Annotated in this window: 17 protein-coding genes; 7 read left to right on the top strand and 10 right to left on the bottom strand. The window is 44.4% G+C overall.

Features of this window, described 5'->3' with window-relative positions:
• Nucleotides 1–109: 109 nt before the first annotated feature.
• The 6 genes from AC6I1F_RS07485 to AC6I1F_RS07510 all read right to left on the bottom strand — a co-directional run bounded on the left by AC6I1F_RS07485 (nt 110) and on the right by AC6I1F_RS07510 (nt 5,981).
• Nucleotides 110–892 carry an LTA synthase family protein gene (locus AC6I1F_RS07485; protein ID WP_290432581.1) on the bottom strand — a complete coding sequence of 261 codons (783 nt, stop codon included), beginning with the start codon at nt 890–892 and terminating at the stop codon, nt 110–112.
• A 139-nt stretch (nt 893–1,031) separates the two neighbouring features.
• The gene (locus tag AC6I1F_RS07490) at nt 1,032–1,658 is read right to left on the bottom strand and encodes a YrbL family protein (protein WP_290432580.1); all 627 of its coding nucleotides are present in this window, start codon (nt 1,656–1,658) and stop codon (nt 1,032–1,034) included.
• Between the two features lie 404 nt (nt 1,659–2,062).
• Nucleotides 2,063–3,154, bottom strand: a complete 1,092-nt coding sequence (locus tag AC6I1F_RS07495) for a glycosyltransferase family 4 protein (RefSeq protein WP_290432579.1) — start codon at nt 3,152–3,154, stop codon at nt 2,063–2,065.
• Nucleotides 3,155–3,172: 18 nt separating this feature from the next.
• Nucleotides 3,173–4,420, bottom strand: a complete 1,248-nt coding sequence (locus AC6I1F_RS07500) for an O-antigen ligase family protein (RefSeq protein ID WP_290432578.1) — start codon at nt 4,418–4,420, stop codon at nt 3,173–3,175.
• Nucleotides 4,421–4,516: 96 nt separating this feature from the next.
• Nucleotides 4,517–5,524 carry a glycosyltransferase family 8 protein gene (locus AC6I1F_RS07505; protein ID WP_290432577.1) on the bottom strand — a complete coding sequence of 336 codons (1,008 nt, stop codon included), beginning with the start codon at nt 5,522–5,524 and terminating at the stop codon, nt 4,517–4,519.
• A 142-nt stretch (nt 5,525–5,666) separates the two neighbouring features.
• The gene (locus AC6I1F_RS07510; RefSeq protein WP_290432576.1) at nt 5,667–5,981 is read right to left on the bottom strand and encodes an HU family DNA-binding protein; all 315 of its coding nucleotides are present in this window, start codon (nt 5,979–5,981) and stop codon (nt 5,667–5,669) included.
• A gap of 345 nt (nt 5,982–6,326) precedes the next feature.
• Here AC6I1F_RS07510 and AC6I1F_RS07515 point away from each other — a divergent pair, with 345 nt between their 5' ends.
• The 5 genes from AC6I1F_RS07515 to AC6I1F_RS07535 are packed head-to-tail and all read left to right on the top strand — an operon-like array spanning nt 6,327 to nt 13,026.
• Nucleotides 6,327–8,435, top strand: coding sequence for an acetate--CoA ligase family protein (locus AC6I1F_RS07515; protein ID WP_290432575.1), 2,109 nt, complete (start codon nt 6,327–6,329; stop codon nt 8,433–8,435).
• Nucleotides 8,436–8,477: 42 nt separating this feature from the next.
• Nucleotides 8,478–9,050: a 2-oxoacid:acceptor oxidoreductase family protein gene (locus AC6I1F_RS07520; protein ID WP_290432574.1), complete on the top strand. Its 573-nt coding sequence runs from the start codon at nt 8,478–8,480 to the stop codon at nt 9,048–9,050.
• An 11-nt stretch (nt 9,051–9,061) separates the two neighbouring features.
• Complete coding sequence (porA, locus tag AC6I1F_RS07525; RefSeq protein ID WP_290432573.1) at nt 9,062–10,318, top strand: pyruvate ferredoxin oxidoreductase; 1,257 nt, start codon at nt 9,062–9,064, stop codon at nt 10,316–10,318.
• Between the two features lie 3 nt (nt 10,319–10,321).
• The gene (locus tag AC6I1F_RS07530; protein WP_290432572.1) at nt 10,322–11,383 is read left to right on the top strand and encodes a thiamine pyrophosphate-dependent enzyme; all 1,062 of its coding nucleotides are present in this window, start codon (nt 10,322–10,324) and stop codon (nt 11,381–11,383) included.
• A 5-nt stretch (nt 11,384–11,388) separates the two neighbouring features.
• A complete protein-coding gene (locus tag AC6I1F_RS07535; RefSeq protein ID WP_290432584.1) occupies nt 11,389–13,026 on the top strand; it encodes an NAD(P)-binding protein in 1,638 nt (545 codons plus the stop codon).
• A gap of 42 nt (nt 13,027–13,068) precedes the next feature.
• Here AC6I1F_RS07535 and AC6I1F_RS07540 read toward each other — a convergent pair whose 3' ends face one another.
• From AC6I1F_RS07540 to AC6I1F_RS07550, 3 genes are all read right to left on the bottom strand, one after another.
• Complete coding sequence (locus tag AC6I1F_RS07540) at nt 13,069–13,830, bottom strand: endonuclease (protein ID WP_290432571.1); 762 nt, start codon at nt 13,828–13,830, stop codon at nt 13,069–13,071.
• Between the two features lie 79 nt (nt 13,831–13,909).
• Nucleotides 13,910–14,695, bottom strand: a complete 786-nt coding sequence (locus AC6I1F_RS07545; RefSeq protein ID WP_290432570.1) for a glycosyltransferase family 2 protein — start codon at nt 14,693–14,695, stop codon at nt 13,910–13,912.
• Between the two features lie 153 nt (nt 14,696–14,848).
• Nucleotides 14,849–17,635 carry a heavy metal translocating P-type ATPase gene (locus AC6I1F_RS07550; protein WP_290432569.1) on the bottom strand — a complete coding sequence of 929 codons (2,787 nt, stop codon included), beginning with the start codon at nt 17,633–17,635 and terminating at the stop codon, nt 14,849–14,851.
• A 90-nt stretch (nt 17,636–17,725) separates the two neighbouring features.
• Here AC6I1F_RS07550 and AC6I1F_RS07555 point away from each other — a divergent pair, with 90 nt between their 5' ends.
• Together AC6I1F_RS07555 and AC6I1F_RS07560 are read left to right on the top strand one after the other, a co-directional pair.
• Nucleotides 17,726–18,085, top strand: a complete 360-nt coding sequence (locus AC6I1F_RS07555) for a winged helix-turn-helix transcriptional regulator (RefSeq protein WP_290432568.1) — start codon at nt 17,726–17,728, stop codon at nt 18,083–18,085.
• Nucleotides 18,086–18,198: 113 nt separating this feature from the next.
• On the top strand, nt 18,199–19,359 hold the full coding sequence (locus AC6I1F_RS07560; RefSeq protein WP_251450097.1) for an AI-2E family transporter: 1,161 nt from the start codon (nt 18,199–18,201) through the stop codon (nt 19,357–19,359).
• 71 nt (nt 19,360–19,430) lie between these two features.
• On the opposite strand, the gene AC6I1F_RS07565 is transcribed toward AC6I1F_RS07560, so the two are convergent.
• A complete protein-coding gene (locus AC6I1F_RS07565; protein WP_160334665.1) occupies nt 19,431–20,669 on the bottom strand; it encodes an O-antigen ligase family protein in 1,239 nt (412 codons plus the stop codon).
• Nucleotides 20,670–20,795: the final 126 nt, after the last annotated feature.

Consider the following 20,795-nt stretch of genomic DNA (forward strand, 5'->3'; position numbering starts at 1 on the left):
GAGATCTCTGTGCACGCGCAAATTTTTCCATCTCCAATTGGTCTTTACTACACTCTGCAGATCTTTGCAAAGAATCCTCCTTCCATTCATAGCACTCGTAGGAGTCACCTCATTTTAAGACAACGAGCCCCGAGTCACCAATCGTAAATCCGGCATTATCCCAAGTAATAAAAGAGACAGCACCGTCCGGAATATCCTTAGCAAAAAGGTTTCTTCCTTTGACCCTATCAATTTTTTCATTCGTCGCTATAGAAAGCAAGGAAGGGATAATATCTCTGTGAGAAGCCCTTCTACTCGTATCAGCAAACTGTTTAACTTCGTCATCGGGGATCCAGAAGATAATAGGAACCCCAAAAACATGATGCCAATTACCTTCAACTATATATTTCAGACGAGCGTTATGATCGCCAGTAGCAGCTACGATTGTATTTTTCAGCCAACCGTTTCTATCTAAATCTAAGACGAATTTTCCTAGGTTATCGGCTGCGTACTGATACGTCTGCAAAAGCAAATTATTCTGTTCTTCAGAAGAATCCTTCTTTATGTAATCTTGGAGGATACTGAAGTTCGTCTCTTTCACTTTTTCATTGTCAGGAACCTTAAATGGAGAACGATTTGTCGTAGACAGCATCATAATAAAAACAGGTTGTTTGTTTTTTTCGGCATCCTCAAGGATTTTTTCGGCATACTTAAACATCCATTTATCGCCTATTCCCCACGGACTAAGCTCAGCGCTTGGGAATTGTTCAGATATGGCTGCGCTGCCGACTACCTTATCGAATCCAAAATTATGGAAAGTTTCACCAATCTGACGCCATGACTCCGGAGCTCCTGTGAGAAATACCGTTTTATAGCCTTGCCTCTTAAAGTGGAAGATCTGAGAAAAAGCCAATTTATTTCTTCCGTAAACACCCTGAGAAATGTTCAACTAACCTTGTCGTTTGACAGATGATATAAATAATTTAATGATATGGAACCTCTACTGAAAAACAAACAAGTTTTTTATTTGCAAAGCATTTTTCATCCAAAAATTAAAATTTCAAAGGAGGTACTCCGCTCCTCTGTCTCTTCCATGTTGCTTGGTAATTCTTCTTAAATTTTTCCCATTGCCGGGCGATTTTTTTTCTTCCAAAAAAACTAAAATATTTTGGAAGAGGTATTGCTTCTGGACTTCCGAGACCATCTACGACAACCAAACGTTGAAGCTCCCCACTAGATGCATCATAGTAAACCATCATGTTCCCAGGATGCATATCAGAAATTACAATATTCTTTTTGACCATTTCGTTGTATAACAATTCAAAAAGATTTTCAAGTTGTTCAATCTGTGCCTCAGTAGCTTGCCCTATAAACTCTTCTACTCTTCGTCCACAAACCCCTAAATCAGGATTATCTTCTATGAGCTCTTGTTCGATAATCACAAGATCCTCAGTTTCATAAGCTCCATAAAAAACTGGAATAAACTTTGAAAAAATCTTATGCTTTTCCAAAAACCGATAATAAGCAATTTCTCTTCTTGTTTCTTTCGCCTTCTCTTTTCGACTAATCTTTAAACACACGCCAGGTTTACTTTTATGCCTGACGCATTCTCTTTCTGCACCGCTTGATATTACCCTGCCCCTGATTTTTCTGAATTCTTCGTTAGTCGTTGTAAGCATTTTAACTCTCGTTTTCCTCCTGCTCTTTCTTAAAAATTATAAGAATATTAGTCTAGAGCTGACGGGTTGGGTAAGCTTTCCACACAGTCAAACTACTACTCAAGTAATATCACCTGTTATGAGACTCCACATTTGATAACATCTTACACCCGAACCAAACGGTCTATGGGCTTCAATTCGTTGTTTTTAGTGTGTTTGCCCGTAATGTAGCAATACTTAAAATTACAATGAGTGTCCTACGAACTTCAATGAAAAGCATGAGACTTCTTAATTACATAAATTATCTTTCCGAGTATTTCGTATGCTCACTCACTCGTACAAAAACACGACTTTCACGATTTTATGATAATAGAAGTAACAAATGTCAGATCCGCATGTTCTCATGCTTATATGAGAGCATTTTTTCAGCCAAAGCTTTCCTTATTCTGACAAAGTTTCCGGCAGATATTTATGAGATCAGAAACATGATCATCCAATTCTAAGGAACATTTAAACTTTACATTCAAGCCCTGAGAGGCTTTTTTCTTCATCAATTCTGCGTGTTGTATAGAATACTCAATCGCAGCAGAAAGCGAAGCAGTACAACGTGGATCAAATTTAACCATTACGTCGTTCCAAATGACTTCCGTACAACCTAGTTTATCTGATATGACCAAAGGGGTATTCATAGCCAAACTCTCAATTCCAACTAATCCGAAAGGTTCATAGGTGGACGCAAGAATAGAGAAATCACATTGCAAATAGATATCTTCTAAATTTTTTTCATATCCAAGGTAATAAATATTTTTATAATTCTCCTTCGGTAAAGGACGCCCACAAACTAAAAGACTCACTGGAAGCTTTGTTTCTTCAAAAAACTCCTTGAGCAAAGTAAAGCCTTTTCTCTTATGACTTGAAGAAACAAAAAGATATAAAAGTCTATCTTTAGGTAAGCCATATTCTTTTCTTATGTCTTTAGCGAGATTTTTAGTTCGTATCTTAAATTTTTCAAGGTTAACCGGTGGATAAAGAAGGGTTTGTTTGTTTCTGCAAAAAGGATAAAACTCTTCTACTTCTTTTTTTACCAATTCAGAGTGAGCGATAACTGCTCGAGTATTTTCATATACCCTTTTTTCGAATGCGTTGGTCAGTCTATCACCATAGCTAAGCGTTTTTTTTGTCTCTCTTAGAAAGCCTGGATGAGTCCCCCCACAAATATATATGTCTGTCGGCTCCGATCTGCAACAGCCTATCATAATATCAACAGGATATATGTTTCTTAGATTCCTCACTCGCCAAGAAAAATATCTATCTCTCAATTTCTGCGGAATAAATTTACAAGGAATTACGATGACTTTCCCCATTTGACTTTCGGGTAAATTGAAATCAGCTTTCTTAGTAAAGATGACGACTTTGATTCCTTTTTTCACAAACCCGTTTATAAGATCTAGTGTATATCTTTCCATGCCGCCACTATTCATTAAGGCATTGCAAGTAATACCGATCGTTAATGTCATTTTTAGTCCTGATACAACCTAACGTCTTGGAAATACACACAAATTAAGCATCTCTTTTTGAGAACTTAAAATTACAAAACAGCCCAGTACAACCAAGTAATATTTCAAAACCGCAGAATTTCCAAAATTAAATTCTGTCAGTCCTTGAATAAAAAAGCTTAAAGAACAAGCAAGAATCATGATTCCATACGGACTTTCATCTTTTCTGACAGTCTTAAACCCAAACCAGAAAATTCCCAGAAAAAGTGTGAGAAAACCAAACAAACCAACGGCACCACTTTGTCCTAGCATTTGAAATATATTACTGTGTGCATGGTTCTGCTTTCTCTCCTTAGCTTGAGGAAGAATGTATTCATTTTGATACTTATGAGCGTATTGACCTACGCCTACACCAACTATAGGATTATCCTTAAACATATTCCATGCACTTTGCCACATACACAGCCGTTCCGTGTTAGATTGAAGGGTAGTACTTGCTATTGAAAGCGCCCTTTCTTCAAAACGTTGGTTCGAACAAAAAATAACTATTGTCGAGGCACAAATAAATGATAAAAAAACAAGTTTCTTCCAAGATTTGATCGAGAAACAAAAACCAACAAGCAAGATAGCTGGTGCAACAGCAAGCCAAGCCCCTCTAGTGCCATTTAAAAGTAATCCCATTAGGAATATGAAAAACAGGACAGAACTCAGCAGTAAAGCCGATTTTTTTTGTTTCCAATCAAATAAATAAGAACAAAGTATCGGCATACTTATACTTATGAATCCTGCAAGTGTCATTGGATGTCCGAAAATGCCTTTTAATCGTGTAGAACCCTCAGGGGCAAGAAATAAACCGACGATAATGTCAAGAACACAAGAAATAAGTGCCAGCCAAATGAAAAAAGTACTCTTTCTACTATCTCTAAAAAAAAATAAAATGATAAAAAACGGGGCGGTTCTGTATACATACCAATTAAATGCTTTCTTCAAGCCCTCTATTGATTCATACGAAAAAAAGCCTGACAAAAACATTGATAGCCAAAATACAGAAAAAAGGCCTAGCCAATATCGCGAATCAAAAATGTTTTTAAATAGTTCTGAATTAGAAGGAGTCTTAAAATTTTTTATAACAATTAATATAGCAACAAAAACAGATAGACCTAAAAATGTATTAGCGACAGCGATAGAGATGCATTGAAAGAAAACAAAGAAACTAAAAAATAGGAACAAAGCCCCTTCCAGACTCAGATTCCTTAACTCTTTCAGGTTAACCCCTACATTTGACATTTTTGTACCCAGCGATCTGATTGTATGCAATTCTAAATCTCGAATATTTTTCCATCAAAAAACACCACTGTATGCAACAGATAAACTCCTTACTTGTTACTGAGCTATTTTGTGTCTTGCCCATCTCTCACTTTTTCGCGTAAATTCAACAGTCAAGTATTTGGCAATAAGGTGAGCCCCCTCTAACAGCCTCCCTTCTTTTATCTTATGGAACGCATATCTCCTAATAGAGTTTGGATCATTCTTGTATGCAAGAGGCAACTTCTCATCCTTCCAGGGCGAAGCTAGACGATAGTTGCTATACAAGGTTGTCTGGTAAATAACGGTCCACGGCTTGCTTCTGTTAGCATAGTGAACAATAACACTATCTCCAATTCTCTCTTTATCACTCTCTTCTGCCAGAAAATTTTCTTGGATATAGTTGTATTTTTTATGCAGAATAATTTTTTTATCGCCAAACGCAATATTGAGTGCATCCTGATCTGGGGCAGGAAGCTCCTTGCCAGAACGGAGGATATCAAAAATCAATTGAAGTAAATTTACCTCTCTCCAAAGACGTGCGTTAACGAGGAGCATCCCAGAATTAAAATAATGTGAAGCAATTTCAGGACCTAGTTTTCGGTTCGGATAAATATCCTTCACAACCGCTGCGTAATTTTGTTTCAAGTCTATATCCCGAAGTTCTCTCAACGAATTTACACATAAAGTATCACTATCAAGGTATAGGAACTTATCCAAACTAGGAAATAAATTAGGTAAAAGTAACCTTAGAAAAGTAGCAAGGGGGAAAAATTTTGTTTTTCTTCCAACAGTAAGATCCTCACAATTGGAAAAATCCATACTGTGAAAGTATACCTCTGCTTTTGGATTAAAGTTCAATTCCTTGAATTTATTAATTGTCTGATCTTGAACATTCACTCCAACCAAATGAATATTTACTGGCATATCTACATTACTTTTCAGAATTGAAAATGCACATACGCCTGTTGGAAAGGCAAACTCGTCATCAAAGCATAGAAAAATATTCAGTGCCGGTTCCTCCTCCTCGTTTAATGACTTAACTCTAGGAACAATGACGGATGTTGAATATGTTGGAAGAATCATCAGTGCTGTAATTGTTAAATATTGACAATTATGACTTATTCGTATCAAGTAAGGAGGAATTCCCAGATTGAAAAACGACTATATAAGGCAGAAGCCCGAAACTATCGGGCTTCTGCATTCGATCCAATAAAAGTCCGCTTAATTATTTCTTCGCCTTACGTGCACCTTTTGTAGCTTTTTTCGGAGCGTTGACAGCATCTTTGAAAGCTTTGCCGGCAGAGAACTTCGGAACTTTAGCCGCAGGGATCTTGATCTCGGCGCCGGTTGAAGGGTTGCGGCCGGTGCGAGCCTGACGTTCGGACTGATAGAACTTGCCGAAGCCGACTGTAACGTAATCGTCACCGGCTGCAACAGCTTTGACGATTTCATCGGTGTAGGCGTTGATGACTTTGGCGACATCTGCCTTTGTGACACCTGTCACTTTAGCAACTGCGTCAATCATTTCTGTCTTGTTCATTGGTCTCTCCTATGTAAACCGAGTTGACATCATATAACAGTAATATATTACGCTGATTTGTATGTCTTTGGCGTAACTCTCTAGGATTACAACAAGTTTTTGGCGTATTAACAACACTTCGACAGTCTGCCCGTTAAATCATTTACAGGAAAAGAGTTTTCAGACGCTAATAATTTGTTTAAAAAAGTTGTAACTCTTGCCTTTTCTCCGCTCTTATCTACAATGCCAATCAAGTTTTTGGAATGACTTTTCATAATGTGAAAAGATTCTAAACACGCTACAGTATCGGGTCTCTTTCTGACCTAAAATTAGTAGGTTATGCAAACCTTTTAACGGATGTCATATATGCACGGATTAGATAAGATTATGCGTCCCCGCAGCATTGCGGTCATCGGCGCCTCAACCAAGGAACACACAATCGGTTCAGATATTATGAAACGTCTGCTCGAGTACGGATACACGGGCAATATTTATCCTATCAATCCGAAAGATTCCGAAATTCACGGACTCAAAGCTTATCCATCCGTTCTCGATGTAGCTGATGACATCGACATGGCACTTATCGTCATCAATGCGAAGTATGTTCTCCCGGTGATTGATCAGTGCCATCAGAAAGGCATTAAAGGAGTTGTTGTTATCAGCGCCGGGTTTAAAGAAACCGGAGCAGCCGGCGCCGAACTTGAAAAGCAGCTTGCTGCAAAGATTCAGGAATACGGCATGACGCTGGTTGGCCCAAACTGTCTGGGCGTTGTCAATACAGACCCCGCTGTTCGACTTGACGCCTGCTTTGCTGAGTCGCTCCCCGTACGCGGCGATATAGGTTTTGTCTCCCAGTCTGGCGCGCTTGGAGGCGGAATTCTCAATATTCTCAAAGACCTGAACCTCGGCTTTGCTCAGTTTATTTCAATCGGCAATCAAGCGGACGTAAACGCCGACTCCGCGATTGAATACTGGGAAAATGTGGATGACGTCCGCCAGATTCTCCTCTATATGGAATCCATCGCCGATCCGAAGAAATTCAGAAAACTCGCAACCAGCACCACGAAGAAAAAACCGATTCTCGCGCTGAAAGCCGGCCGCTCGGCCGCAGGAGCATCGGCCGCCTCTTCCCACACCGGTTCGCTTGCAGGTGCTGACAAGGCGGCAGACGCTTTGCTGAAACAGTCCGGAGTTATCCGCGAATTTACGCTTCAGAACCTCTTTAATACAGCTAAAGTATTCAGCCACTGTCCTATTCCTAAGGGTGACAGAGTCGCTATCGTAACCAACTCCGGCGGACCTGGGATTATGGCAACCGACACCGTCGTTGAATGCGGCATGCAAATGGCAGAACTGAGCGAAGCGACTAAAGAAAAACTGCGCTCTTTCCTGCCGGCCGCGGCTTCTGTTAAAAACCCGGTGGACATGATTGCTTCAGCGCCTCTTGACCATTATCAGCAAACGCTCGAGACAGTACTCTCTGACGACGGCGTCGATATGGTCATTGTGATTTACCTGCCCTTCCTTGGCCTAAAAGATATCGATGTCGCCAAAGCGGTTATGGACATCAAAGCTCAGCATCCGAACAAACCGATTGTCGGTGTGTTCATGACAAAGAACGAATTCTTCGCCAAACTCTCCGATATGGAAGTCAACGTACCGTTCTTTATGTTTGCGGAAGAAGCGGTCATGGGTCTGAATCGTCTCAACCAGCAAAGAAAGTGGATTGAGCGTCCGATCACGACACCGATGCGCTTTGACGTTGACGCAGAGAAGGCCGCAAAGATTTTCAGTGACGCAGCCGCGGAAAACCGCGAACAGCTGACAACCGGCGAATCCCTCCAGGTTCTTTCTGCCTACGGAATTCGTGTCTGTAAAGACGGCGAAGCGAAAAATGCCGACGAAGCTGTCGCACTGGCTGAAGAAATCGGTTATCCCGTTGTCATGAAGCTCAACTCAAAGAAAATTTCCCATAAGACAGACGTTGGCGGTGTTCGCGTTGGGATTAAAGATGCTGAACAGCTGAGAGCTGAATACGCTGATCTGGTGTCGAAGCTTGAAGCCAAAGGTCTTATGGACGGTTTTGAAGGCGTCATTGTTCAGGAAATGGTCAAGAGCGACCGAGAAATGGTCTGCGGCTGCGCTAAAGATCCTCAGTACGGTCCGATGATGATGTTCGGTCTTGGCGGTGTGTTTGTCGAAGTAATGAAAGATGTCACCTTCCGCCTTGCACCGCTTACGCCTGAAGACGCAAATGACATGATTACATCCGTTAAAGCGTACAAACTTCTGCAGGGAGCACGAGGCGCTATTCCGGCTCAAATCGACAAAGTTGAAGAAACACTGATGAGACTTTCTCAGCTTGTTGAAGACTATCCCTCTATTGAAGAATTAGATATCAACCCCTTGATGATCAGTGATAAGAATGGTGAACCCATCGCTGTCGACGGCCGAATCAAAGTCTCGCTGACTTAATCGCTCGATCTCTTGTTTACAATTTAGTTATAAGGAAAAAAAGTGTTCCAGATCAGATTACACGGCCGAGGAGGCCAAGGTGTTGTAACGAGTGCGGAAATGCTTTCTCTTGCAGCCTTTACAGAGGGCCATTACGCCCAGGCTTTCCCAAGTTTCGGAAGTGAACGAACCGGCGCTCCTGTTGTCGCCTTTGCTCGAGTCAGCGACCATCAGATCCGTCTTCGTGAACCGATTACAGAGCCGGATGCGGTGCTTATCCAGGACCGTACGCTGCTTGAAAGCGTCAACGTCTTTAGCGGTCTCACAGATAACGCTTATGTTCTTCTCAACAGCTCTCAGACTCCTGAAGAACTCGGTTTGGCTGATCTTGTGAATCGTCTTCCCAAGGGACATGTCATTACGCTGCCCGCCACCAAGTTTGCAATGGAAAGAATCGGACGCCCCCTTCCCGGCGCCGCGATGCTTGCGGGCTTTGCCGCTCTGACCGGAAAACTTAAGCTTGGAAGCGTTCAGCAGGCGTTCATGACACGCTACAAAGGAAAGGTTGCTCAGGCGAATGCCGATGTCGCATCCGATGCTTTCAATTTTGTTCTTAACGCTAAGAAAAACTTTTAAGGAGAGCCTCAATGCTCAAACAAATCGAAGGCTCACTGGGCGTAGCTGAAGCTGTAGCGCTTTGCCGTCCTGAAGTCGTCTGTGCTTATCCTATTTCTCCCCAGACACATATCGTTGAAAATCTGGGCGCCATGGTCAAAAAAGGCACGCTTACAGACTGCGAATTCATTAACGTGGAAAGTGAATTCGCCGCTATGAGTGTCGCAATCGGCGGCTCTGTCGCAGGCGGCCGTGCTTATACCGCTACCGCTTCTCAGGGTCTGCTGTACATGGCTGAGGCCGTATACAACGCTTCCGGCCTCGGCCTCCCTATTGTGATGACTGTCGCATCCCGAGCAATCGGAGCTCCGATCAATATTTGGAATGACCACTCCGACTCTCTGAGCCAGCGTGACTGCGGATGGATTCAGCTCTTTGCTGAAGACAACCAGGAAGCGGTGGATCTGCACATCCAGGCGTTCAAAATCGCTGAAGAAGTTTCTCTTCCTGTTATGGTCTGTATGGACGGCTTCGTGCTGACACACGCGTTCGAAAGAATGGACATCCCGACTCAGGAACAGGTTGACGCCTTCCTTCCGCCCTACGATCCGCGCCAGAGTCTGGATCCGGAAAACCCTGTTTCAATCGGCGCCATGGTTGGACCCGAAGCGTTCACTGAAGTTCGCTACCTTGCGCATGCGCACCACCTGCAGTCCTTGCAAGTCATCGACCGTGTTTCTAAAGAATTTGAGGATATCATCGGAAGAAAATCCGGCGGACTCATCGATCTTTATCGCGCAGAAGACGCTGAGGTCATGGTTATCGCGCTTGGCTCCACAATTGGAACCATCAAAGACGTTATTGATGAAATGCGTGAAGACAGCAAGAAAGTCGGGCTTCTCGGTATTAAAGCCTATCGCCCGTTCCCGCAGCAGGAAGTCTTCGCGGCTCTTGAAAAAGTTAAAACAGCGGTTGTTATTGACCGGGCGCTTCAGGTCGGCATCGGCGGCGTTGTAACTGACGACATCATTCGTTCTACCAGAGGCTTGTATAAGCTGAATATCTGCGGCGTTATCGCGGGTCTCGGAGGACGTCCGATTTACAAGAGAAGCCTGCACAAAGTATTTGATGCCGCGCTTAGAAATGAACTTCCTGAGCTGAGTTTCTTGGATCTTGAAGAAAAAGTTGTTAACGATCAGCTGAGACACGAGCAGGAAGAGCGTCACATCGGACCAACCGCCGAAGCGATTGTTCGAGCGGTTGCGGATCACCATAAAGGAGAGGTATAAGTCATGTCCGAGCATCAGATTAAGTTTTATCAGACAGGCACGTTCACTGTCGGCAACCGTCTCCTGAATCCTGATCAGCGAAGCGGTCAGGCTAATATCGAACGTTACAACTCATTGAACTCCGGCCATCGCGCCTGTCAGGGCTGCGGAGAAGCGCTTGGCGCACGCTACGCAGTTGACACCGCAATGCGCGCCACTCACGGCCGCCTGATCGCCGCCAACGCGACCGGCTGTCTTGAAGTGTTCTCTACTCCTTATCCGGAAACCAGCTGGCAGCTGCCTTGGTTCCATTCGCTTTTTGGTAATACTGCGGCCGTCGGCACAGGTATGGCCGCTGTCGCTCGTGTTAAAGCCAAAAAGACCGGCAAACCGCTGGTCCGCGTTATCGCTCAAGGCGGTGACGGCGGTACCACAGATATCGGATTCGGCTGCCTGTCCGGTATGTTCGAACGCAACGACGACGTTCTGTACATCTGCTATGACAACGAAGGCTACATGAACACCGGTGTTCAGCGCTCCTCTGCCACACCTCCCGCAGTTCGCACAGCCACGACTCAGATTCTCGGCAGCCACCCCGGAAACGCATTCGGTCAGGGCAAGGATGTTCCTCTGATCGCTATGGCTCACGGCATTCCTTATGTGGCAACTGCCACAATCGCTGATCTTCGTGATCTGGAAAGAAAAGTTGAAAAGGCGATGACATTCCACGGAGCGCGCTATCTGCACGTTCTGGTTCCCTGCCCGCTCGGCTGGGGAGCCAAATCCTCCGACACGGTACGTTTAGCCCGTCTTGCCACTGAAACAGGCCTTTTCCCGGTATTTGAAGCTGAATACGGCGAAATCACAAACGTTCATAAGATTCGTCAGCTTCGCCCGGTTGAAGAATACATGAAGCTTCAGAAACGCTATGCGCATCTGTTCGGCGCTAAAGCCGACACCGAAGCCCTCACGAGAATTCAGGCAATATCAGAGAGAAACATCCGCAGATTCGGTCTTCTCGGCGAAGAAGAACCCGAAATTATTCCACCTGCTGTTCAGGCTGACGAACGCGCAGATCGAATCTAAGAGGAATTACATTTATGAAGAAACCATTTGCTATTACGCTGGATGTCGGAACCTCTTTGGAAAACAGAACCGGCAGCTGGAGAACACTTCGTCCGACTTATGTCCACAAACTGCCGCCCTGCAATAAACAATGTCCTGCCGGTGAAGATATTCAGGGCTGGCTTTTCTACGCAGAAAGCGGAAATTATGAAAAAGCATGGCGCCACCTGATCAAACGCAATCCTTTCCCTTCCTGCATGGGTCGTGTCTGCTATCACACCTGCGAAGGTGCCTGCAACCGCGGACAGCTTGATGAGTCCGTCGGTATCAATTCTGTGGAACGCTTCCTTGGCGACAATGCTCTGGAAAACGGCTATAAGTTTGAGAAACCTGCAAAGAAAACCGGTAAGAAAGTCCTGATCGTCGGATCCGGCCCTGCCGGTCTTTCCGCGGCTTATCAGCTTGCACTCAAAGGTCATGAAGTCACTGTTAAGGAAGGCAGTCCCGAGGCTGGCGGCATGATGCGTTACGGTATTCCTAAGTATCGTCTGCCGCGCCGAGTGCTCGATCAGGAAATCGCTCGAATCGCGGAACTGGGTGTCAAGATTGAACTCAACTACACCGTCAAGAGCATTGAGGAAGAAAAAGCAAAATTCGGTTATGACGCTGTATTCCTCGGTGTCGGCGCCGGTATGGCCAAGAATGCCTACATTCCGGGAGGTGACGCGAAACACATGATGGATGCCGTCTCTGTTCTTCGTTCCATGGAAGGTGAAGAAGAACCGCTGCTTGGACGCAGAGTTGTCGTTTACGGCGGCGGCAATACGGCAATTGACGTTGCTCGCTCGGCAAAACGACTTGGCGCAGAACCGCTCATCATTTATCGCAGAACACGCGACAAGATGCCTGCGCATGACTTCGAAGTTGAAGAAGCCCTTCAGGAAGGTGTTTCTGTGAAGTGGCTTTCTACAATTTCTGAAGCTGGAAATCCGAAAGAAATCAAGATTGAAAAGATGAAACTTGATGAAAACGGAAATCCTCAGCCGACAGGTGAATTCGAAACGGTTGAAGCCGATACCGTTGTTCTCGCTCTTGGTCAGAACGTTGACCAGAGTCTCATTGATAAGATTCCGAATCTTAATATCGAGAAAGGCGTTGTTCAGGTTGACCGTTTCATGCGTACCAACGTTCCCGGTATCTATGCGGGCGGCGACATGGTCCCCGGCGACAGAAACGTAACGGTTGCTATCGGTCACGGCTATAAAGCGGCCTATGCGATTGACTGCTTCCTGAACGGCAAAGAACCTGTTGATCATCCGAAGAAACAGGTTGCTGAATTTAAGAACCTGAATACTTGGTACTACTCGGACGCCCCGAAGACTGTTCGTCCGATGCTTGATTTGGTTCGCCGACAGAGCACGTTTGATGAAGTCCAGCACGGTCTGACTGAAGAAAACGCGCTTTTTGAAGCTCGTCGCTGCATGTCTTGCGGCAATTGCCTGCAGTGCGATAACTGCTATGGTGTCTGCCCGGATAACGCGGTCATTAAGACCGGAGACGACAACGTGCCCTACATTTTCAATTATGACTATTGCAAGGGCTGCGGCGTATGTTCTCAGGAATGTCCATGCGGCGCAATCAACATGGAAACTGAGTCCATTTAATCCATCATAGAAGAAGCGGTGCCGAGGCACCGCTTCTTTTTTCTATCTCCACATTCCCTTATTCACACAGGCTTCTTTGACGAACGGATTTTCGTTTCTCTGGAGTCTTTCAATTCTGAGTGCACGCGTGCATTCCCACTGTTCAACGGGATACTGCTTGTCCCATGCGTCCATCAGTCTGCGCTGAGCCGAACTCATTTGATATCGAGGGTAGGCGTACTCCATGTACTTATAAGTTCTTGCGACAGCACCTCTGGCTCTCGCAGGCGGCTCTGCTTTGTTGCCCATAATCTTCATTTCGCAAACACCAAACTTGGAGGGGACAGACTTCGCCATTGCTTCAAAGTTTTTATTACCTCTATCCGCGTTCACAGAACCAACCGCAGGATAAAGGTTGTACATATCGCTCTGCATATAACGGAACTCTTTGTTTACCTTCTCTGCGCATTTACGGCCCTTAAAGGATTTTCCTTTGCTATCCACGCAGTCAGGATGTCCGCTGCGCCACTCCGAGAACGTCTGACCGAGATTTTCTGCAGGGACAACATGTTCCCACTCTATTTTTCCTGCTCGCTTAGGATGGGCCGGCGATTCAAAGCCGGGCGGAAGAATTGTATTTTTATGTTCGTCGAACTTCACTCCGCAATATATCGTTGTCCTTTGATCGTAAACGACATTTCGTTCCAGCAGCTTCTTAGCTTTGTTAAAACTGTCGATTGAATAGTTCCCTTTGTAGTTAGCTGCGCTAAATGCTACAGAAGAACAGCAGGAAAGAAGGGAGAGAAACAACAATACTTTCTTCATTGAATGAAACCGGTTAGAGAAAAGATGCAAATTATATCTTCAGTCTGCGAGGCCTTCATTCAATACAAAGCTTCGCCTCTTACTTATAGGACTTAGGTACCGAAGCGATTTTACCCTTTAAGCCTTGTTTCTTCTCTATCGCCATCATGTATTTAAACAAGGAGGAATGGGCATTTGAAGCAGCGATAATGAAACCTCTCCAGCCGTCTAAAAATCCTTTTCTTACAATGAAATGTCTGATAAAGGCCCAAGCAGAGTGACTGAGAGCGTTCATGACGGTTGCTTTGCTCTCTTTTAAATTATCCGCCCCTAACCTTGCATACTGCTCTTCCTTCTTCATCAGCTGATCAAGACTGCGCACTGAAAAATGCGCAAAGACCTCATTGAATTTTTCCACCCTTCCGTCGCAGATATAGCTCTCGTGTACTGTTCTATCCGTATATCGGTATCGATTTTTTCTAAACAGCACTGCATGTCTATAGTCCGGATACCAACCGGAATGATAAATAGGTTTTCCCAGTAAATAAGTTAAGCGATTGGCAAGATAAGCGTCTGCCTGCGGATTTTTTAATACCTCCTGAATTTCGTTTGCAAGCCCTTCAGTGCAAATTTCGTCGGCGTCAAAACAAACGATCCAGTCCGCATCTATTTGATTGATGATTTCATTTCTTGTCGGCCCGAACCCCTTGAAGTCGACATGGATAACTCTGCATCCTTTTTCTTTGGCAATTTCAATTGTCTTATCTGTGGAGCCTGTATCAGCAATAACTATTTCATCAGTCCATTTAAGCGCGTCTATGCACTGACCAATAATGGATTCCTCATTTTTAGTCATGACATAGGCAACAACTTTATTGTTTTGCATCTACAGCCCCAATTACAGGATGTTTTAAAGAATAAAGAATTAGTTTACACAGTTTATGAAATGACGAATCGTCGAGCCTTCCAAATTGCTTAGACGCTGCATTCAGATTGCACGACGAAAAAGCGGGGGAAAATCTCCCGCCAAAACAAATTTTTATTCCTTAAATCCGGTCAGCTCGTAACCTTCTTCCTCTAACGCTTTCTTAAATTCTGATTCCGTAATCGGTTTAGAGGATTCGACCTGAGCAGATTTATTCTCCAAAGACACCTCACAATGAACTACCCCGTCAAGTCCTGATAGTTTCTTAGTTACCGACTTAACGCAATGCCCGCACATCATGCCTTCAATCCAAAGTAAATAAATAAAACCCTTTGTCTGTTCAGGCGTTGAAATACATTCAATCGACTCTAATATGTAGTCGCCTTCCTCGATCAATGATTTTAATTTTGCCTCGTCGATCGGGACTGAGCTTTGTACATCTGCAGTCCCCTTCTCTAAATCGACTTTGCAGTCGAAAACTCCGGGCAATCCGGTAATCATGCCGGTTACTGCTTTTACACAGTGCTGGCACATCATGCCGGAGATATGAATCTTGTATTCATACTTAGGCGTTTCTGCAGCTGTTTCCTCTATGGCTAAGTTGATAAGTGTAGGCTCCATTCTCTGATTTTCATTATCCATTGCTCCCGAAAGTACGGGACGCCAGCGACGCAGTCTCAGTGCATTAGAAACCACACTCACGGAGCTCATGCTCATGGCGGCCGCTGCAATCATCGGGTTAAGCACCCATCCAAAAACTATATAAAAGACACCTGCGGCAACCGGAATGCCGACGATGTTGTAAATAAATGCCCAGAAAAGATTTTCACGAATGTTGTTCATACAGGAGTGTGAGAGCGCTCCGGCATTGACAACATCAGAAAGGCGGCTCTTCATGATCACGATATCAGCCGCTTCAATCGCTACATCTGTTCCGGCGCCGATTGCCGCTCCAACATCCGCTCTTGCAAGGGACGGTGCATCGTTAATTCCGTCCCCAACCATCATGACCTTCTTTCCGGATTCCTGAAGTTCACGGACAAGAGCTTCTTTTTCAGCGGGTTTAACTTCTGCACGAATATTTTTGATACCGACTTGTGCGGCCACAGCTTGCGCTGTCTTAATATTGTCCCCAGTCAGCATCCAAACTTCTTTGCCCTGCTTAAGCATCGCTTGAACTGCGTCTTTGCTGTCAGCGCGTACTGGATCCGCAGCTACGATCAAACCGGAAAGCTTTCCATCCAACAGAACATAAAGCGGAGTTTTACCTTGATCTGCTAATTGATCCGCTAATTCACGAACTTGTTCAGGCAGCTCACCGACAACCACGCTCTTATTGCCGATTTTCACATTTTTACCGGATACCTGAGCAGAAACATTACCCAGATTTTGCGCAAAGGCTGAAGCCTCCTGAAACGAAATATTTAAGACCTTCGCACCGTCAACAATAGCTGCCGCAAGCGGATGCTCCGACTTATTTTCAACAGAAGCGACAAGACTTAAGAGTTCCTTTGGAGGAAGGCTGAAGCTGACAACATATGTTAATGCAGGTTTACCGCTGGTAACCGTTCCCGTCTTGTCAAGAACGATGACATTGACCTTTTCGGTTGTTTCAATGGCTTCTGCCGAGCGGAAAAGGATTCCGCTCTGCGCGCCTCGACCGCTTCCAACCATGATTGCTGTCGGAGTCGCCAAACCCAATGCGCATGGACACGAGATCACAAGAACTGAAACGCCGATCATCAGCGCGAATTCCCACGAATATCCAAGCAGCAGCCAAACAAGGGAAGCTGCAATCGCAATCGAGATCACTGTCGGAACAAAGATTCCGCTAATCTTGTCAGCAAGTCTTGCAACAGGCGGCTTTGTTGATGTTGCTTCATCAACAAGTTTGATGATCTGAGCCAGAGCGGTATCTCCGCCTACTCGAGTGGCCTTCATTTTGATATAACCGCTCGTCAGAAGCGTAGAAGCCGACATTTGAGAACCAACTGTTTTTTCTACCAGAACACTCTCTCCGGTCAGGGAAGATTCATCTACTGTCCCGCTTCCGTCCTCTACAACACCGTCAACCGGAACCCTTGAACCGGTTTTTAAAAGAACCAAATCTCCTACAGCGATTTGCTCCAAAGGCACAACTTCCTGCTTACCATCTCTTTCGACCAACGCATTTTCCGGAACCAAAGCCATCAATTTGGAGATCGCGTCTGTCGTCTTATGCTTTGCTCTCGACTCAAAATATTTACCCAATGTGATAAGTGCCAATATCATTGCGGCTGAGTCGAAGTACAGATTGTGTGCATAATGCGCAAGGTGTTTCTCATTTCCTTGGGCAAGTGCCCAAAGCATCATGTAAAGGGCAAACAGTCCGAATAAAACTGAGGCGGCTGAGCCGATCGCCACCAGAGAATCCATATTTGGCGCCCGATGCCAAAGGGACTTAAAACCATTTCGAAAATACTTGAAGTTCACAAAAATGACCGGAAGCGTGAGCAAAAACTGTGTCAGCGCGTTTATTGGTGCGCTTCTTGTTCCTCGGAGAATCTCCGGCAAGGGCATACCTAACATTGGTCCCATTGCCAAAATCATAAGGATGCCAGCGAAAATTAAGGATATCCAAAGCCTAAATTTCATTTCCTCCAAAGCTTTTTTAGCATCATGCGCAGGATCTGATGTTTGAACCGAGGTGCCTTTTTCAGATGCGCCATAGCCGGCATCTATGACCGCTTTGACGATCTCTCCGACATTTGTCTTTGCGTCGTCAAACTCGACGGTCATACTGTTTTTCAGGAGATTGACATTGACACTATCAACCCCGGTTAAGGAAGACACCGCCTTCTCAACCCTGGCTGAGCAGGCTGAGCAGCTCATCCCCGTCACATCAAAATTCTTTTTCTGCATATCTTTTCCTTGCGTAGCGGTATTATTTTACGTATTATTATCTTATTAGCAAGAACTAACTATTTTGTTTATTAGTATATAAAAGATACTATGAAAGATAATCCGTCTTCTTCCATTCAAAATAACTGTCGCTGTCCGTGTCCTATAGAAACGTCGTTACGGCTCATCGGAGGGAAATACAAAGCACTTATTTTGTGGAAGCTCATGAATCGCACGCTGAGATTTTCTGAGCTTCGTAAACAAATACCTAAAGCAACGCCGAAAATGCTGACACAGCAGCTCCGAGAGTTGGAACAGGATGGTTTAGTGCTCCGTCAGGTCTATGCAGTTGTCCCACCGAAAGTAGAATATTCCCTCACAACGAAAGGACAGTCGCTGGAGCCGGTACTTCAGGCTCTTTGCAGCTGGGGCATGACCTGCCTTAATAAAGCGGGTGAACACGCTGACTAACACACTGCCGTCAGGATTAATTTCCTCAATTTTTCTGCTCATTGTTGGGGAAAGGACGTGATCTTCAATGAATTTGAATTAATATTGGAAGCAGTTAATACATCAGATCAGACATGAAACTGCCATCATTCATGGATCGCGCCGATTTTGTTGTGCGATTCTTATTTGGATCCTTCATCGCAATTGGATGCGTGTTGGTCGTTTGGCCTTTCGCTACGGCAATTTCCGTTGCGGCAGTTATCGCAATGGTCTCGTGGCCCTTATTCAAACGAATTCGCTCAGCTGTAGGCGGACGTAATCTGTTGGCAACCTGCATTATCGTGGGCTTGCTCGCTGTTTTGATCGTACTTCCGATCGCGGCTCTTTCTCTTGTTTCCGCGCAGGAAATTCCGACACTCATTCGTTATATCCGTGATTGGATTGCCTCCGGTTTTAACATCCCCGAGCAAATCAAAGAGATACCGCTGATTGGCAATTGGATCTTTGATCAGGCTCATGATTTGCTTGGCAGTAAAGAGGACCTTACTGCGCTAGCTCAAAAGCTTTTTGACCCGGTTAGCCGTGCAGCGCTTGCGGGCGCGGTTATGTTGGGAGACGGCCTCTTCCAGCTCTTCTTAATGCTGTTTGTAATTTTCTTCTTCTACCGCGACGGTGAATATTTGTCCCAGAAGTGCCTGGCGCTTCTGACACGCATGAGCGGAAACATTGCTGTAGAAGTTCGAAATATTATCGTCAACACTACCAGAAGTGTTGTGTTCGGCATTGTCGGCAGCGCAGCAGGCCAAGGGATTGTTGCGTTAATCGGCTTTTGGATTGCCGGAGTTCCCGGTGCATTGACTCTGGGCATTGCTGTGTTCGTGCTATCTGCCGTACCGATCGGACCTCCTCTTGTTTGGGGACCGGCTGCCTGCTGGCTTTACTACAAAGGAGAGGTCGGAATGGCGATCTTTCTGGTGCTCTGGGGCTCTCTTGCCGTATCGAGCGTTGATAATTTCCTGAAGCCGCTTCTCATTTCAAAGGGCGCTTCGTTGCCGCTTTCTTTGATCTATTTAGGCGTTTTCGGCGGCATCATTGCCTTCGGCTTCATGGGCATTATCCTCGGCCCGGTTGTGATCGCAGTGGGAATCGCCATGAGTAAAACCTGGCTGTCAATCACTGCTACAGTTGATTCCTCTAATCATCCAACTAAAGCGACCAAGGCCGTCTTGGAAAAGCTGTCACGAAACTCAATTGAAAATGATGTTGTTGTGACGCCCAAAAAAGAAGATTCGTAAACCGGAGAGCGGGCAGTTAGACTGCCCGTCAGAACTCAACAAATGCGTTGCGAAAAAACATTTAAAAGTTCTTAGGCAGGCCGCGCCTCATTATTTTTCATATCTTTAATACGCGAGAGCACAATAAGCGAAGCGAGAGCTACCCAGTAAAATTTCACAACAGCAGAATTACCAAAATTAAATTCAGTTAAACCTTGAATAAAGAAAGACATTGATACTGAGACAATGAGCATCCCATAAAGATTTTTATTCCTCCACATGCTCTTAAAGCCAAACCAAAAGATATATCCAAATAGGAGAACAAAAGAAATCAGCCCAATAGCTCCACTTTGTCCAAGCATCTGAAAAATATTGCTGTGCGCATGCTTTTGTCTTCTCTCTTTCGCTTCAGGAAGAATGTATTCTTTTTGATATTTATCCGCATATTGGCCAACTCCGACCCCTAAGACCGGATGATCTAAGAACATGTTAGTGGCGCTCTTCCACATCAGCAAACGCTCAGAATTGGATTGATAGGCCATATCTGTGATTGTATCTACTCGTCTTTGAACCTGATCAAGCGAACAAAATAAAGATGCACAGATCGCGGCGATCACAATAAATGCCATGGTTTTTTTGACGGATTTGAGAGAAAACCACATCCCAACCAAAAAGAGCGCTGGTATTACTCCAAGCCATGCTCCCCTTGTCGCATTTAGCATCAGACCTACTGCAAGGATAGAAAATAGAACTAAGTTGAATATTAGGAATGGTAATTTTTGAGCTCTATTCAGAATTAGAGATAAACACAACGGAAGAGACACACAAAGAAAACCCGCCAAGGTCATCATGTGGCCAAATAGCCCTTTAAGTCTCACTGCTCCGGCCGGCGCAATAATATACCCTCCGATCACATCAAGCGCACAAGAGATAATACTTATTATTAGAAAAATAAATACTAATTTAGGTTTATCAAAGAACAGAAGAATGAAAAAAAATGGAAAGGTTCTAAACACGTAGGTATTAAAAAATACTTTAGCGCCTTCTATAGGCTCACCACTAAACAGAGCAGAAAGCAGCATTATTGCCCAGAAAAAGCCAAATATCAGAAACCAAGTTCGATTATTTTTAATTTTTAAATAAATATCATTAATCTTTTTTTCTTTTATTCTTTTTGCCAAAACAAGAATCGCAAAAAAAATGGAAATTCCTAAGAAAATATTCGCAACAGCAATTGATAAACACTGAAAAAAAATAAAAAGGGAAAAAGCAAACAAGAAAATGATTTCCAGCCTGCTGAAATTTTGAATTTCTTTTTTAATTCCGAACATGTCTTTTGTCCACAGTAACAGCGGAAGCTGCTGTCCTTGTAAATCTCAGGATATCCATTCCGAGAGAAGATACGGAGGATATTATCAGAGAATACAAGTCTGCACTTGAACAGTGCGAGTCTCAAC

This window comes from Parasutterella sp. St.1A3 (genome assembly GCF_059728705.1).

Excerpts from the sequence above, each read along its gene's own strand:
- AC6I1F_RS07490 (WP_290432580.1), bottom strand. The coding sequence starts at position 1,658 with ATGCTTACAACGACTAACGAAGAATTCAGAAAAATCAGGGGCAGGGTA.
- AC6I1F_RS07495 (WP_290432579.1), bottom strand. The coding sequence starts at position 3,154 with ATGACATTAACGATCGGTATTACTTGCAATGCCTTAATGAATAGTGGC.
- AC6I1F_RS07500 (WP_290432578.1), bottom strand. The coding sequence starts at position 4,420 with ATGTCAAATGTAGGGGTTAACCTGAAAGAGTTAAGGAATCTGAGTCTG.
- AC6I1F_RS07505 (WP_290432577.1), bottom strand. The coding sequence starts at position 5,524 with ATGATTCTTCCAACATATTCAACATCCGTCATTGTTCCTAGAGTTAAG.
- AC6I1F_RS07510 (WP_290432576.1), bottom strand. The coding sequence starts at position 5,981 with ATGAACAAGACAGAAATGATTGACGCAGTTGCTAAAGTGACAGGTGTC.
- AC6I1F_RS07515 (WP_290432575.1), top strand. The coding sequence starts at position 6,327 with ATGCACGGATTAGATAAGATTATGCGTCCCCGCAGCATTGCGGTCATC.
- porA (WP_290432573.1), top strand. The coding sequence starts at position 9,062 with ATGCTCAAACAAATCGAAGGCTCACTGGGCGTAGCTGAAGCTGTAGCG.
- AC6I1F_RS07530 (WP_290432572.1), top strand. The coding sequence starts at position 10,322 with ATGTCCGAGCATCAGATTAAGTTTTATCAGACAGGCACGTTCACTGTC.
- AC6I1F_RS07540 (WP_290432571.1), bottom strand. The coding sequence starts at position 13,830 with ATGAAGAAAGTATTGTTGTTTCTCTCCCTTCTTTCCTGCTGTTCTTCT.
- AC6I1F_RS07545 (WP_290432570.1), bottom strand. The coding sequence starts at position 14,695 with ATGCAAAACAATAAAGTTGTTGCCTATGTCATGACTAAAAATGAGGAA.
- AC6I1F_RS07550 (WP_290432569.1), bottom strand. The coding sequence starts at position 17,635 with ATGCAGAAAAAGAATTTTGATGTGACGGGGATGAGCTGCTCAGCCTGC.
- AC6I1F_RS07555 (WP_290432568.1), top strand. The coding sequence starts at position 17,726 with ATGAAAGATAATCCGTCTTCTTCCATTCAAAATAACTGTCGCTGTCCG.
- AC6I1F_RS07560 (WP_251450097.1), top strand. The coding sequence starts at position 18,199 with ATGAAACTGCCATCATTCATGGATCGCGCCGATTTTGTTGTGCGATTC.
- AC6I1F_RS07565 (WP_160334665.1), bottom strand. The coding sequence starts at position 20,669 with ATGTTCGGAATTAAAAAAGAAATTCAAAATTTCAGCAGGCTGGAAATC.